Origin of the sequence: Methylobacterium nonmethylotrophicum (assembly GCF_004745635.1) — a bacterium.
GTDB lineage: Bacteria > Pseudomonadota > Alphaproteobacteria > Rhizobiales > Beijerinckiaceae > Methylobacterium > Methylobacterium nonmethylotrophicum.
Genome location: NZ_SRLB01000001.1, coordinates 372,440 through 385,065, shown reverse-complemented (window position 1 = coordinate 385,065; position 12,626 = coordinate 372,440). Strand labels below are relative to the sequence as shown.

Annotated in this window: 15 protein-coding genes; 6 read left to right on the top strand and 9 right to left on the bottom strand. The window is 72.0% G+C overall.

Translation table 11 applies throughout. The annotated features are described in order from the left end of the window. Nucleotides 1-15: 15 nt before the first annotated feature. The 4 genes from lexA to EU555_RS01810 form a co-directional block, all read right to left on the bottom strand. Nucleotides 16-753, bottom strand: a complete 738-nt coding sequence (lexA, locus tag EU555_RS01825) for a transcriptional repressor LexA (protein WP_135412723.1) — start codon at nt 751-753, stop codon at nt 16-18. A 188-nt stretch (nt 754-941) separates the two neighbouring features. After that, on the bottom strand, nt 942-3,728 hold the full coding sequence (gene uvrB / locus EU555_RS01820; RefSeq protein WP_135412722.1) for an excinuclease ABC subunit UvrB: 2,787 nt from the start codon (nt 3,726-3,728) through the stop codon (nt 942-944). 58 nt (nt 3,729-3,786) lie between these two features. Continuing rightward, complete coding sequence (locus EU555_RS01815) at nt 3,787-4,869, bottom strand: PAS domain-containing protein (RefSeq protein ID WP_135412721.1); 1,083 nt, start codon at nt 4,867-4,869, stop codon at nt 3,787-3,789. Beyond that, complete coding sequence (locus EU555_RS01810; RefSeq protein ID WP_135412720.1) at nt 4,866-5,861, bottom strand: LysR family transcriptional regulator; 996 nt, start codon at nt 5,859-5,861, stop codon at nt 4,866-4,868. The genes EU555_RS01815 and EU555_RS01810 overlap by 4 nt, the downstream gene beginning before the upstream one ends. A gap of 126 nt (nt 5,862-5,987) precedes the next feature. On the opposite strand from EU555_RS01810, the gene EU555_RS01805 reads away from it, so the two are divergent. After that, the gene (locus tag EU555_RS01805; protein ID WP_135412719.1) at nt 5,988-6,479 is read left to right on the top strand and encodes a VOC family protein; all 492 of its coding nucleotides are present in this window, start codon (nt 5,988-5,990) and stop codon (nt 6,477-6,479) included. Here the strand turns inward: EU555_RS01805 and EU555_RS01800 are convergent. After that, the gene (locus EU555_RS01800; RefSeq protein WP_135412718.1) at nt 6,466-6,729 is read right to left on the bottom strand and encodes a DUF3297 family protein; all 264 of its coding nucleotides are present in this window, start codon (nt 6,727-6,729) and stop codon (nt 6,466-6,468) included. The two genes, EU555_RS01805 and EU555_RS01800, sit on opposite strands and share 14 nt — an antisense overlap. Before the next feature lie 231 nt (nt 6,730-6,960). On the opposite strand from EU555_RS01800, the gene EU555_RS35990 reads away from it, so the two are divergent. Together EU555_RS35990 and EU555_RS01795 are read left to right on the top strand one after the other, a co-directional pair. Continuing rightward, complete coding sequence (locus tag EU555_RS35990) at nt 6,961-7,104, top strand: hypothetical protein (RefSeq protein ID WP_167858409.1); 144 nt, start codon at nt 6,961-6,963, stop codon at nt 7,102-7,104. Further along, nucleotides 7,101-7,427 carry a hypothetical protein gene (locus EU555_RS01795; RefSeq protein WP_135412717.1) on the top strand — a complete coding sequence of 109 codons (327 nt, stop codon included), beginning with the start codon at nt 7,101-7,103 and terminating at the stop codon, nt 7,425-7,427. The genes EU555_RS35990 and EU555_RS01795 overlap by 4 nt, the downstream gene beginning before the upstream one ends. Before the next feature lie 100 nt (nt 7,428-7,527). Here the strand turns inward: EU555_RS01795 and EU555_RS01790 are convergent, their stop codons facing one another. From EU555_RS01790 to EU555_RS01775, 4 genes are all read right to left on the bottom strand, one after another. Further along, nucleotides 7,528-7,887 carry a hypothetical protein gene (locus EU555_RS01790; RefSeq protein WP_135412716.1) on the bottom strand — a complete coding sequence of 120 codons (360 nt, stop codon included), beginning with the start codon at nt 7,885-7,887 and terminating at the stop codon, nt 7,528-7,530. Next, nucleotides 7,887-9,455, bottom strand: a complete 1,569-nt coding sequence (locus EU555_RS01785) for a GMC family oxidoreductase (protein WP_135412715.1) — start codon at nt 9,453-9,455, stop codon at nt 7,887-7,889. Before EU555_RS01785 ends, EU555_RS01790 begins: the two co-directional genes overlap by 1 nt. Nucleotides 9,456-9,555: 100 nt before the next feature. After that, nucleotides 9,556-10,104 (bottom strand): twin-arginine translocation signal domain-containing protein, encoded by a 549-nt coding sequence (locus EU555_RS01780; protein ID WP_135412714.1) that lies wholly within the window; start codon nt 10,102-10,104, stop codon nt 9,556-9,558. Between the two features lie 94 nt (nt 10,105-10,198). Beyond that, a complete protein-coding gene (locus tag EU555_RS01775; protein ID WP_135412713.1) occupies nt 10,199-10,594 on the bottom strand; it encodes a VOC family protein in 396 nt (131 codons plus the stop codon). 378 nt (nt 10,595-10,972) lie between these two features. Between EU555_RS01775 and EU555_RS01770 the strand changes: the two genes are divergently transcribed. The 3 genes from EU555_RS01770 (at nt 10,973) to EU555_RS01760 (ending at nt 12,587) form a co-directional block, all read left to right on the top strand. Next, on the top strand, nt 10,973-11,251 hold the full coding sequence (locus tag EU555_RS01770; RefSeq protein WP_135412712.1) for a hypothetical protein: 279 nt from the start codon (nt 10,973-10,975) through the stop codon (nt 11,249-11,251). A gap of 242 nt (nt 11,252-11,493) precedes the next feature. Continuing rightward, the gene (locus EU555_RS01765; RefSeq protein WP_135412711.1) at nt 11,494-11,790 is read left to right on the top strand and encodes a hypothetical protein; all 297 of its coding nucleotides are present in this window, start codon (nt 11,494-11,496) and stop codon (nt 11,788-11,790) included. A gap of 65 nt (nt 11,791-11,855) precedes the next feature. After that, entirely contained in the window at nt 11,856-12,587 is a 732-nt protein-coding gene (locus EU555_RS01760; RefSeq protein WP_135412710.1) for a YidB family protein, read from the top strand. Nucleotides 12,588-12,626: the final 39 nt, after the last annotated feature.

The following is a 12,626-nucleotide window of genomic DNA, read 5'->3' as shown; positions in this document are numbered from 1 at the left end:
CTGAAACGGGCGCTCTCAGTACTTCCGCACCAGGCTCACCAGCCGGCCCTGGATCCGCACCCGGTCCGGCCCGAGCACCCGGGTCTCGTAGGCCGGGTTGGCGGCCTCCAGCGCGATCGACGAGCCGCGGCGGCGCAGGCGCTTGAGGGTCGCTTCCTCGTCGTCGATCAGCGCCACCACGATGTCGCCGGTATTGGCGGTCTCCTGCCGGCGGATCACCACGAGGTCGCCGTCGAGGATGCCGGCCTCGATCATCGAGTCGCCGCGCACCTCCAGGGCGTAATGTTCGCCGCTGGCGAGGAAGTCCGGCGACATCGCCACGGAGCGGCTCTGGCTCTGGATCGCCGAGATCGGCGTGCCGGCGGCGATCCGGCCCATGACCGGCACGCTGACCGCGTGGCCGTTCTCGTCCGGCGCCGTCGCCATCGCGGGGATGCCGGCCGGCCGCTTCGGCTCGTGGGCACGCCCGCCCTCGACGACGCTGGGGTTGAAGCGCACCACCTCGGCGCCGGTCCCCGGGGTCGCCGGTCCCGCCGCCGCGTCGGGCAGGCGGATCACCTCGATCGCCCGCGCCCGGTTCGGCAGGCGGCGCAGGAAGCCCCGCTCCTCCAGCGCCGTGATCAGGCGGTGGATGCCCGATTTCGACTTGAGGTCGAGGGCGTCCTTCATCTCGTCGAAGGACGGGGGTACGCCCGTCTCGCGCATTCTCTGCTGAATGAAGCGGAGCAGGTCCAACTGCTTACGCGTGAGCATGTGACACTCTCATCCCCGCGCTGCCGCGCTCCGGAAACAAATCGCGAACATGGTAAGCGTTCCGCAAGTGTTCCGCAAGCGGGTCTGCAACGGCGGCGCGAGACCGCAGCAACGGGTGTGATGGGCCGGGATTTCGCGGGGCGCAGCCGGCGCGGAGTCTTCCGCCGCGCCGGCTCAAGGCCTACGCCTCACCCCCGCCCCTTGCGCCCCTTGTATTTCGGCCGCTGGCCCGGGAAGCCCTGCGTCGAGCGGCCGGTCGGACGCTCGGCATAGGTGAAGGGCACCTCGCGGTCGGTGCCCGGGCCCATGTCGTCGAGGTCGGGCTCGCGGATGCGGGTGCCTTCGTCCGAGACACCCTTGCCGCCCGGGCCGTAGCCGAGGGGCTCCGCGCCCAAACTCTCCGGTCCCCTGCGCTTGCGCCTGGCGCCGAAGCGGCCAGCCTCGCGCTCGACCTCCGCCTGGCCGGCCATCGGGTCGTCCGCGATGGCGAGCTCGGTGGCCTGGAGGCGCTTGAGCTCGTCGCGCAGGCGCGCGGCCTCCTCGAAGTCGAGGTCGGCGGCAGCCGCCCGCATCCGCTTCTCGAGGTCGGCCATCACCGCCTTGAGGTTGTGGCCGACCGTGACGGCGGACTTGGCGAGCCCCGTATCGACCTGGACGTGGTCGCGCTCGTAGACGCTCTCCAGGATGTCGGCGATGTTGCGCTTCACGCTCTGGGGCGTGATGCCGTGCTCGGCGTTGTAGGCGAGCTGCTTCTTGCGCCGGCGCTCGGTCTCCGCCATCGCCCGCTCCATCGAGCCGGTGATCTGGTCGGCGTAGAGGATGCAGCGGGCCTCGGCGTTGCGGGCCGCCCGCCCGATGGTCTGGATCAGCGAGGTCTCGGAGCGCAAGAAACCTTCCTTGTCGGCGTCGAGGATGCCGACGAGGGCGCATTCCGGGATGTCGAGGCCCTCGCGCAGGAGGTTGATGCCGATCAAGACGTCGAAGGCGCCGAGCCGCAGGTCGCGGATGATCTCGATCCGCTCCAGGGTGTCGATGTCGGAGTGCATGTAGCGCACCCGCACGCCGTTCTCGTGCAGGTACTCGGTCAGGTCCTCGGCCATGCGCTTGGTGAGCGTCGTCACCAGCGTACGGTAGCCGGCGGCCGCCACCTCCTTCACCTCGCCCAGGAGGTCGTCGACCTGGGAGCGGGCCGGGCGCACCTCGATGACGGGATCGACGAGGCCGGTCGGGCGGATGACCTGCTCGGCGAAGACCCCGCCGGTCTGCTCCAGCTCCCACTTCGCCGGCGTCGCCGAGACGTGGATCGATTGCGGGCGCATCGCGTCCCATTCCTCGAACCGCAAGGGTCGGTTGTCGAGGCAGGAGGGCAGCCGGAAGCCGTATTCGGCGAGCGTCGCCTTGCGGCGAAAGTCGCCCCGGTACATGCCGCCGATCTGCGAGATCGTGACGTGGCTCTCGTCGGTGAAGACGAGGGCGTTGTCGGGCAGGTACTCGAACAGGGTCGGCGGCGGCTCGCCCGGCTTGCGGCCGGTGAGATAGCGCGAATAGTTCTCGATGCCGTTGCAGGCCCCCGTCGCCTCGATCATCTCGAGGTCGAAGGTGCAGCGCTGCTCCAGGCGCTGGGCCTCGATGAGCCGGCCCATCCGGGTCAGCTCCTCGACCCGCCACTTCAGCTCGTCCTTGATGCCCTTGACCGCCTGCTGCAGCGTCGGGCGCGGCGTCACGTAGTGGCTGTTGGCGTAGACCTTGACGAACTTCAGCGTGTTGATCGTCTTGCCGGTGAGCGGATCGAACTCGGCAATCGACTCGATCTCGTCGCCGAACAGGCCGATGCGCCAGCCGCGATCCTCCAGGTGGGCCGGCCACAGCTCGATCACGTCGCCGCGCACCCGGAAGGTGCCGCGGGCGAAGTCGGACTGGATGCGCTTGTACTGCAGCGCCACCAGGTCGGCCACGAGCTGGCGCTGCTCGATCTTCTCGCCGAGGCTGACCGTGAACGACATCGCCGTGTAGGTCTCGACCGAGCCGATGCCGTAGATGCACGAGACCGAGGCGACGATGATGACGTCGTCGCGCTCCAGCAGCGCCCGGGTGGCGGAGTGGCGCATCCGGTCGATCTGCTCGTTGATCGACGACTCCTTCTCGATGAAGGTGTCGGAGCGCGGTACGTAGGCCTCGGGCTGGTAATAATCGTAATACGAGACGAAGTACTCCACCGCGTTGTCGGGGAAGAACGACTTGAACTCGCCGTAGAGCTGGGCCGCCAGGGTCTTGTTGGGGGCGAGGATCAGGGCGGGACGCTGGGTCTCCTCGATGACCTTGGCCATCGTGAAGGTCTTGCCCGAGCCCGTCACGCCGAGCAGCACCTGGTCGCGCTCGGCACCCTTCACGCCGGCGACGAGCTCGGCGATGGCGCGGGGCTGGTCCCCCGCCGGGGTGAAGTCGGATTTCAGCCGGAACGGGACGCCGCCTTCGGATTTCTGCGGCCGCTCGGGGCGGTGAGGGCGCCACAGCTCGCCGTTCTTGAACAGCGGGTTGCCCTCGGTGAGGAGCTTGGTGAGGGCATCGACCGTGGCCGAGACGCCCTCGCTCGCCAGGGACGCGCGCTCCTCCACCGCCTCCGCGTCCGGCTCGCGCAGGCCGAGGGCCTGGGCCAGCGCCGGATCCACGTCGGCGGCCGTGCCGTGCGCGAAGGCGGCCTGCGGCGCCTCGCCGAAGCCGTCCGGGGCCGGGGCTGCCGCCCGCCGGCCCGGGCGGGCGGACTTGTCCGCGCGCTTGGTCCCGGGCCCGTGCTTGCCCTCGGACGCGGTCTTGCGCGGGCGCCCAGGGGCGGGCGGCGCGGGCGGCTCGACGGCGGGCAGGCGCTCCCGGTTCAGCGCCGGGTTCAGCAACTCGGCGAGGAAGGGGTCCAGCGGCTTCAGCTCGGGCTTCGAGGCCTTGCCGGTCGACGGGCGGGGCTTCTTCGGGGCGGGCATGATTCCGATATGGCAATCCCGGCCGGGGCCGGAAAGAGCCTTTGTCAGCGCACCTTGGTCAGCGCACCTTGGCGACCGCCAGGACGCTGCCCTCCAGGAGCACGAAGCCGATGCCGGCTTGACGCAGGGCCCCGATGGCGGCGTGGCGGCTGCGGGCCGCCGTCCCGTCGCCCCCCTCCTCCAGGCGCCGGACGGTCGAAAGGGAGAGGCCGCTGGCGCCGGCGAGGTCCGCCATCGACCAGTCGAGCAGGCCGCGGGCGGCGCGCAGATGCGCGCCCTGGACCGCCTGCTCCAGGCCGCGCCGGACCTCGCCCGACGGTGTCGGCCGGACCCCGTCGACCCGGGAATTCAGGCTGACCCAGCTCTCGATCCGGCCCTCCCCGTCGCGCACCGGCACGAAGACGCCCCGGAACCGGCCGGACTCGCCGCCGACGAGGGCCAGGTGCTGCTCGGCCACGAAGGGCTTCTCGGCGGCGAGCAGGGCCGCGATGTGGTCGCGGGCGCGCTCGCGCTCCTCCGGGACGATGACCCGGGTCCAGTCGTCGTGAAAGTCCTGCTGTTTCAGGCCGGTGAGGCTCAGGAGCTCCCGCGACGCGATGCGCAGCGAGGATGAGTAGGGCGAGGCGTGGGTCCAGGCCTGCGCCTGTTCGAACAGGGCCCGCCGGCGCCGCTGGTCCTCCCGGCGGAGGCCCGCGAGGCGCTCGGCATCGGTCACGTCCATCATGACGCCGGCGACCGCCCGCGGCCTGCCGTCCGGCGTGAAATAGGCGGCGCCCCGGTTCGCCATCACCCGCAGCGACCCGTCCGGCCGGATCACCCGCACGGTGTGGTCGTTGAAGATCCCGGCCCGCATCACCTGGAGGTTGCTCTCGATGATCGGCCGGTCCTCGGGATGGACCAGGCCGAGAAAGAGGCCGTAATCCGCCCGCACCGCACCCGGCTCGAAGCCGAGCAGCCGGAACAGCCCCGGGGACCAGGCCTGCTCGTCGGTGGCGAAGGTCCAGGTCCAGCTGCCGGTCAGACCCTGGGCCTCGATCAGGCGGAGGAACTCCCGGTCCGGGAAGTCGAGGATGTCCGCGCCGGCATCGGGCTGCCGGATCGCGTCCGCCGGGGGACCGGAGGGCGGCACGCGCCGGGTCACGACAGCCTCGCGGCGGCCGGCGCCGCGGCGGCGAGATCCGGGATGGCGGGCTCTCCGATGGTCGGCGCCTCGGGCAGCGGATCGTCGATCCCGAGCGGGGCGGGCAGGTCCCGGTCCCAGGGCGGGTCGGCGAAGCGGCGCGCCGCGAACTCGACCATCACCCGGACCTTGGCGGGCGGGCGGCGGCGGGAAGGCATCACCGCGTGGATCGGCAGCGTCGGGATCGGCCCGAGATCGAGCGCCACCAGGCTGCCCCGGCGCAGGGCCTCGGCGACCAGGAAGGTCGGCTGGTAGATCACCCCGAGCCCGGCGGCGGCGGCCGCCACCAGGGCCGCGCCGTTCGAGGCGCGCAGCGAGCCCGCGACCGTCGCGGTGCCGCCCTCGAAGCGCCAGCCGTCGCTGCTCGCCAGGGTGTAGCCGAGGCAGTTATGCGCGGCGAGGTCCGCCGGGCGGCGCGGACGGCCCTGCGCCGCCAGATAGGACGGCGCGGCGCAGACGCACATCCGGCACCGCGCCAGCGCCCGCGCGACCAGGCTCGAATCCCGCAGGTCGCCGATCCGGAGCGCCAGGTCCCAGCCCTCCTCGATCAGGTCGACCGGCCGGTCGTTGAGGCCGAGCTCCACGGTCAGCGCCGGATAGGCCCGGCCGAACTCCGCCAGGGCGGGGGCGACCTGCAGCACCCCGAACGAGACCGGCACGTTGAGCCGCAGGGTGCCGCGGGGCTCCGCCGCCTCGGCGCCGGCCGCCGCCTCGGCCTCGTCGATCTCGGCCAGGATGCGCTCGCAGGCCTCGAGGTAGCGCCGTCCGGCCTCGGTCAGGGTCATGCGGCGGGTGCTGCGGTGGAAGAGCCGCGCCCCGAGCCGGTCCTCGAGGGCCGCGACGTGCTTGGTGACGCCGCTCTGCGACATCCCGAGGGCCCGCGCGGCGGCCGAGAGACTGCCGGTCGCGGCGACGCGGACGAAGATGTGCATACCGGTCAGCCGATCGGGCATGACGCGATCTCACTCTCTGGGTGTGAGGTGCTGGTCAGGGATGCCGGATTTCCCGACGTTTCGAAAGGGTGCAGTCTGCGCAGGACGCCGGGCGAGGCCGCGGGCGCCCATGCCGGAGGCAGGACCATGACCCAACCGATCGACCCGCGCACCCGCATCGGGCACGTCCACCTGCGGGTGGCCGACCTCGACCGGGCGCTGGGGTTCTATTGCGGGGTGCTCGGCTTCGCGCTGACGCAGCGCTACGGCCCCCAGGCCGCCTTCGTGTCGGCGGGCGGCTACCACCACCATATCGGGCTCAACACCTGGGACAGCGCCGGCGGCTCTCCGCCGCCGCCCGGCAGCACCGGGCTCTACCACGTGGCGATCCTCTACCCGACCCGGGCGGCGCTCGCCGACGCGCTGGCCCGTCTCGACGCCGCCGGCATCCCGCTCACCGGCGCGAGCGACCACGGCGTCAGCGAGGCGCTCTACCTCGACGATCCGGACCGCAACGGGGTGGAGCTGTACTGGGACCGGCCCGAGGACGCATGGCCGCGGGACGCCGCCGGCGGCCTGCAGATGGTGACCCGCCGCCTCGACCTCGCGTCCTTGCGGGCGGAGGCTACCCGGCGCTAGCGGTTCCGGCCTCGGGATTGCGGAAATACGGCTCGACCGGGCCCTTCAGCTTCACGGTCATCGGGTTGCCGAAGCGGTCCTTGGCATTGCCGGCGGCGAGACGGACCCAGCCCTCGCTCACGCAATATTCCTCGACGTTGGTCTTCTCGACGCCCTTGAAGCGCACGCCGACGCCGCGCTCGAGCAGGGCGGCGTCGTGGAAGGGGCTGCGCGGGTCGGTGCTGAGGCGGTCGGGCGGGGTGTCGGTCATCACAGGGGACCTTTCGGGATTTCCGGGCGCCCCAGGTAGCCGCTCCGGGCGGCGCTGCCAATCCGCCTGCCGCCGCCGCTGCACTTTGGAACTTACATAATTCGGAGCATAATATAGATGACCGAGTCGAGATAGAAATCTTCCAATATTTCGATCTGATCTTGAGAATGAGCGCGGCTTGCGGCATTGAAGGCGTGCCGACCCCCGGCACGATCCGACATTGAGGCCGCGATGGCGCGAGCGTTGATCCTGATTCACGGCTGCGCGGGCTGGATGGCGGACGCGCTGCTGCCGGTCCGGGAGGGCTGGCCGCCGGTCGGCCTGCCCTGGGAGCGGCTGGTCGGCCTGCTCAGCGAGACGAGGAGCACGCGATGATGATGCATCAGCGGGAGCGCCTGCGGGCCGAGGCCGAGGCGCGGGGTCAGTCCGCCCTCGAGCACGCCCTGACGGCGGCGTTCTGGGAGGCGCTGGAGCGGGGGCCCCTGCCGCCGATGGCGGCGCTCGAGGCCGCCGCCCGCACGGTGGGGACGCTCTACCGCCAGATCGCCTCCCTGCACGGCCCGGCGCCCCGCTGCGGCTGCGGCTGGCAGCCCGAGCCGGACGAGGACCTGATCCGCCTCGAGGCGATGCTCGCCGCGGCCCTGATCGAGCGGCCGCGGCCGGCGCTCGCCGACCTGCCGGTGGCGGGGCGGGCCTGAGGCGGGCTTCCGGCCGGGGTCGCGGGCTGCGAGCCGGGTCGCCCGATGGCCTCGGCGTCGAGTCCCGCGCCGGAGCGGCGACCGCTCCGGCGCCGGAGGGTCAGCGCGGCGCCGTGCCGTCCGGCCGGTTCGACGGCATCCCGCCCGGGGCGGCCGGGTAGGCGGTGCTCGGCACCGAGCCGGTCTGGCCGACCGAATTGCTCGGAGCCGTGGTGCGGCTCGCATCCGCCGCGCCCGAGGGCCCGGGCGCGGCCGGGCAGGGCGCGCCCGACGGGCAGGCCGCGTGGTCGGTGGCGACCGGGCGGCCGTCCCGCCCGGCGGCCGGCTGGCCGCCGGGGCTGCCCGGATAGGCCGCGGCCCCGCCGGGCTGCGGCGCCGGGGCGGCGGGGGTGGCCGAGCCCTGGGCGAGGGCCGGGCCCGGGGCAAAAGCCGCGAGCAGGGCGAGCACGAGCGGGCGCATCAGATCTCCCGCCGCTGCATCGCGCCGGCGATGTGGTCGGCCTGGCGCAGGGCGAGCGCCACGATGGTGAGGGTCGGGTTGCAGGCGGCCCCCGAGGTGAACTGGCTGCCGTCGGAGACGAACAGGTTCTTCACGTCGTGGGTCTGGCCGAACTTGTTGACCACGCCGTCCCGGGCCTTCGCGCTCATCCGGTTGGTGCCCATGTTGTGGGTGCTCGGATAGGGCGTGACCGGGTAGGTGACGGTGGCGCCGACCGCCTCGTAGATCGCCGCGCCCTGCCTGTAGGCGTGGTTGCGCATCGCGACGTCGTTGGGATGGTCGTCGAAGTGCACGCTCGCCACCGGCATGCCGTGCTTGTCCTTCACCGCGGGGTCGAGGGTGATGCGGTTCGTCTCCTGCGGCATGTCCTCGCCGACGAGCCACATCCCGGCCATGCGCGGGTACTGCTCCATGGCGCTGGTGAAGGAGCGGCCCCAGGCGCCGGGATTGAGGAACGCCGCCATGAACGGCACGCCGAGGGAGAGGGTCTCCATCTCGTAGCCGCCGGCGAAGCCGCGCTTCGGGTCGTGCCGGGCCTCGTCGCGGACGATGCCCGCCATGGTGGTGCCGCGGTACATGTGCACCGACTTCTCGAACACGCCGTAGACGCTGCCGGTCATGTGGCGCATGTAGTTGCGGCCGACCTGGCCCGAGGAATTGGCCAGCCCGTCCGGAAACAGGTTCGAGGCGCTGTTGAGCAGGAGCCGCGGGCTCTCGATCGAGTTGCCGGCCACCGCGACGATGCGGGCCTTCTGGCGCTGCAGATTGCCCTTCTCGTCGGCGTAGACCACGCCCGTCACCTTGCCGGACGCGTCGTGCTCGATGCGGATGACCATGCAGTTCGGGCGGACCTCCAGGTTGCCGGTCTCCTCGCCGCGGGGGATCTCGGCGATGAGCGTCGACCACTTGGCGCCCGACTTGCAGCCCTGGAAGCAGAAGCCGATCTGCTGGCACGCGCCGCGGTCGTGGCGCTCCTGGCTGTTGATCGCCATGCGGCCGGTATGGACCTCCTTGTAGCCGACCCGGCGCGCCCCGGCCTCCAGCACCTTGAAGTTGTTGTTGCCCGGCAGGCCCTGGATGCCGTTGGTGCGGGTCACGCCCATCCGGTCCTCGGCCTTCTCGTACCAGGGGTCGAGCTCGGCCCGGGTGATCGGCCAGTCGAGGAGGTTGGCGCCCGGCATCGCGCCGTAATGGTCGCGGATGCGGAACTCGTGCTCCTCGAAGCGCAAGGACGCGCCGGCCCAGTGCACCGTCGAGCCGCCCACCGCCTTGACGATCCAGGCCGGCAGGTTGGGGAAGTCCCGCGCCACCCGCCAGGAGCCGGAGGTGGTGCGCATGTCGGTCCAGGCGAGCTGCGCGAAGCTCGCCCACTCGTCGTTGACGAAATCCTCCATGTTGTGGCGGGCGCCCGCCTCGAGGATGACGGTGCGGATCCCCTTGAGCGCCAGCTCGGTGCCGAGCGTGCCGCCGCCGGCGCCCGAGCCGACGATGACGACGAGGCCGTCGTCGTTCAGGTCGAATGTGGCCATGGTTTCCTCCGGTCCGCGCGGCCGGTCGCGGCCGGGCCGGCGCGGTTATTCGTTGATTGTTCTTCGGTTGACGATGGATCTCAGCGGCGGGCGCGGCCGGTCAGACCTTCGGCAGCCAGTCGATGTCGTTGAAGCCGCGGTTGATGTAGCCGCCCTTGTCGGCGGACGGGCCCTCGTAGCCGAATTTCGGCCACAGCTCGGGCTGGTTGTAGAGCGACACGACCAGGTCGGAGCGGATCTTCTTGAAGAAGTCGGTGTGGCTGACGCCCTCGAGCACGGCGACGCGGTCGGCCTCCCAGCCGATCTGCACGTAGTTGAGCTTGTGGCGGGCCTGCGCATCCTCGTCGAGGCGGCGCACCCCCTGCGTCAGCAGCGCCTTCACGGCCGGATCGGCGGCGGCCTTGCCGTCCCAGGGCTTGATCGCCGTGATGTAGTAGACGTCGGCGAGGAAGTCGTGCGGGTAGATGTCCCGCGCCATCTTCACCAGGGTCTTCAGCTCGGCCGGCGCCAGCGCCGCGCCGTTCTCGGCCCAGGCCTCCGAGACCTGGAGCCCGGCGCCGGTGGCGATGGCCGCGGCGGGCGCCGCCACGGCGGCGGTCTGCAGGAAGCCGCGGCGGCTGAACCGGGCGCGCGGATCGACTTCTCTCATCGGGTGTCTCCTCTCTGGATATTTTTCTGGTGTCGGTGCCGTCCGGCCCGGGGCGCGTCTTGGCGCGCTTCCCGGCCGGCGGTGTCGGGATGCGTCAGCCGAAGCGGCCGCCCTTCTGGATCACCTCGATCTTGTAGCCGTCCGGATCGGTGGCGAAGAAGAAGCGGGCGAGCGTCTTGCCCTGGTGCTGGAAGTCCTTCACCGGGGTCGCCGGCAGGCCCTCCCGGGTGAAGCGGGCGTGCTCGGCGTCGACGTCGTCCACCACCACCGCGAGGTGGCCGTAGCCGTTGCCGATCTCGTAGGGCTCCGAGCGGCCGAAATTGACCGTCAGCTCCAGCTCGAACGGCGAGGACGGGTGGCGCAGGTAGACGAGGGCGAAATCGTCGAAGCCGATGCGCTCGGCGAGCTCGAGGCCGAAGGCGCGGGCGTAGTAGGCGCGGGAGCGCTCCTCGTCGAGGACGCGGATCATCGAGTGGACGGGCTTGGCCATCGGCGGCAGGGACCTCGTTGCGCTTGCGGGCCGCGCGACCGCGGCCGCCCGGGTGTCGTCGGGCCTTAGACTAGCTCCAGGGAAGGCGCCGGGGTGGTAGCGGGATGTGACGCGCCCCGCCCGCGGGGCGGCTCCCGCGCCATCGGCGGAACGCGCCGCGCCAGACGAGCTGCCCGACGGCGCGTCGCACCGGCTATCTCCCCCAGAGAAATTTCCCGGCTTACGCGGCCTGCCGCCGTTTCCGATCAGATTTCATTCCATCTTGTCGCGTGCGCGAGGACACATCGCGGCGGTGCTGGCCCACCTATATCCCGATCACCGCAACGGATGCAGGCCATGAACACCGACCTGCATCGGCAACAGGAGACTGAATACCATATGAAGACCCGCATCGCCGCCGTCGCCACCGCGCTCGTCCTTGGCGTCGCTCCGATCTCGTCCGCCATGGCATTCAGCGCCAACTCCCCCGCCCGCCCATTCTGGAGCCAGACCGTCGAGGGCCGGGACGTCGAGACCACCGGCTCGCTCGGCTCGGCCAATACCAGCGTGCCGTTCTACGGCGCCTGCCCGATGAGCTCGGCCGCCGAGGGCAACGCCAACCAGCAGAACTTCCCGGTCAAGCAGTACGGCCAGACCGCCGGCGGGTATCGCTGCTGAGGGGGCCAGCGATGAGCGAGATGCGCTTTCTGCGCGCCGTGTCCTACGGCATGATCGGGGTTCTGGTCGGCGGCCTCGCCATGACGGTCATCGGCACCGCCAACGCCCTGTTGAACCTGTAACCTCGACGAAGAACCGCCTCCGGGCGGTTCTTTGCGGTCGGGCGGGACCGGCCACGGGCCGTCCGGGACGGAACCGCGGGCTGCCGGGCGCTTTGCCCAGCGGAACCCCCGGAGATCGCCATGCCCCTGCTCGTCCGCCTCGTTCCCGCCCTCCTCCTTGCGGGCAGCCTCGCGGCCGGCCCCGCCCTGGCGATCTCGGACCGCCGCGACCAGCCGACCCGGGCCGATGTCCCGGAGGGCGGCCGCGGCGATCCCGGCGTGGCACCGCCGCAGGCGCTCAAGCCCGACACCAAGGTGATGCCCGGCGGGACCGGCCTGACCGGCAACACCGGCGAGCGGACCGACCCCCTCGACCGCCTCGATCCCCGGGACCGGCGCGCCACCGGCGGCGGCGACGGCGCCGGGGACCGCCGCTGAAGGCAACCGCGGCGGTCGATCGCGGTTAACCAGCGCGCAATGTGGCGCGCGAGGGGAGAGGCGCGATGGGTCTGCTCGATCAGGTCATCGGTTCCGTGCTCGGCAACGTCCTCGGGGGCGGGGGCCGACACGAGGGGGGCCAGCACGGGGGCGGCTCCGGGGCGATGTCGCCCCTCGTCAAGGCGCTGCTGATGCTGCTCGCCGCCAAGGCGATGCAGGGCGGCTTCGGCGACATCTTTGGCGGCGGACGCCGGCCGGCCCCGCAGGGCGGGCCCGAGGACGGCTACGCGCCCGATCCCCGCGGCTACGGCGCGCCCGATCCGCGGGACGAGGCGCCCCGCGGGCGGCGCGGCGAGGATCCGAACAATCCCTATTCCGACCTCGCCGGGATGCTCGACGGCCCGGGCGGCCCGTCGCCAGGTTCTGGACCCTCCCCTGCCGGCGGCGGGATGCAGAACCCGTTCGACCAGGGCGCCGGCCCCTATTCCCGCCTCGACCGGGAGCAGCCGGACGACGCGCCGGGCGGCGGCGGCCTCGACCAGCTCATCGACCGCTTCCGCCAGGGCGGCCTCGGCGAGCTGATCGAGTCGTGGATCGGCCCGGGCCACAACCGGCCGATCCAGCCGCATCAGCTCGCCCAGGCCCTCGGGCCCGACACGGTCGACACCCTGAGCCGCCAGACCGGGCTCGGCCGCGACGACCTGCTGGCACAGCTCGCCCAGGTGCTGCCGGGGGTGATCGACGGCCTGACGCCCCAGGGCCGGCGCCCGAGCCACGACGAGATGCGGGGCTGGTGACCCCTGCGGGGCGTCCGGGTACGTTTCCGGACGCCCGTG

Excerpts from the sequence above, each read along its gene's own strand:
- lexA (WP_135412723.1), bottom strand. The coding sequence starts at position 753 with ATGCTCACGCGTAAGCAGTTGGACCTGCTCCGCTTCATTCAGCAGAGA.
- uvrB (WP_135412722.1), bottom strand. The coding sequence starts at position 3,728 with ATGCCCGCCCCGAAGAAGCCCCGCCCGTCGACCGGCAAGGCCTCGAAG.
- EU555_RS01810 (WP_135412720.1), bottom strand. The coding sequence starts at position 5,861 with ATGCCCGATCGGCTGACCGGTATGCACATCTTCGTCCGCGTCGCCGCG.
- EU555_RS01805 (WP_135412719.1), top strand. The coding sequence starts at position 5,988 with ATGACCCAACCGATCGACCCGCGCACCCGCATCGGGCACGTCCACCTG.
- EU555_RS01800 (WP_135412718.1), bottom strand. The coding sequence starts at position 6,729 with ATGACCGACACCCCGCCCGACCGCCTCAGCACCGACCCGCGCAGCCCC.
- EU555_RS35990 (WP_167858409.1), top strand. The coding sequence starts at position 6,961 with ATGGCGCGAGCGTTGATCCTGATTCACGGCTGCGCGGGCTGGATGGCG.
- EU555_RS01795 (WP_135412717.1), top strand. The coding sequence starts at position 7,101 with ATGATGATGCATCAGCGGGAGCGCCTGCGGGCCGAGGCCGAGGCGCGG.
- EU555_RS01790 (WP_135412716.1), bottom strand. The coding sequence starts at position 7,887 with ATGCGCCCGCTCGTGCTCGCCCTGCTCGCGGCTTTTGCCCCGGGCCCG.
- EU555_RS01785 (WP_135412715.1), bottom strand. The coding sequence starts at position 9,455 with ATGGCCACATTCGACCTGAACGACGACGGCCTCGTCGTCATCGTCGGC.
- EU555_RS01780 (WP_135412714.1), bottom strand. The coding sequence starts at position 10,104 with ATGAGAGAAGTCGATCCGCGCGCCCGGTTCAGCCGCCGCGGCTTCCTG.
- EU555_RS01775 (WP_135412713.1), bottom strand. The coding sequence starts at position 10,594 with ATGGCCAAGCCCGTCCACTCGATGATCCGCGTCCTCGACGAGGAGCGC.
- EU555_RS01770 (WP_135412712.1), top strand. The coding sequence starts at position 10,973 with ATGAAGACCCGCATCGCCGCCGTCGCCACCGCGCTCGTCCTTGGCGTC.
- EU555_RS01765 (WP_135412711.1), top strand. The coding sequence starts at position 11,494 with ATGCCCCTGCTCGTCCGCCTCGTTCCCGCCCTCCTCCTTGCGGGCAGC.
- EU555_RS01760 (WP_135412710.1), top strand. The coding sequence starts at position 11,856 with ATGGGTCTGCTCGATCAGGTCATCGGTTCCGTGCTCGGCAACGTCCTC.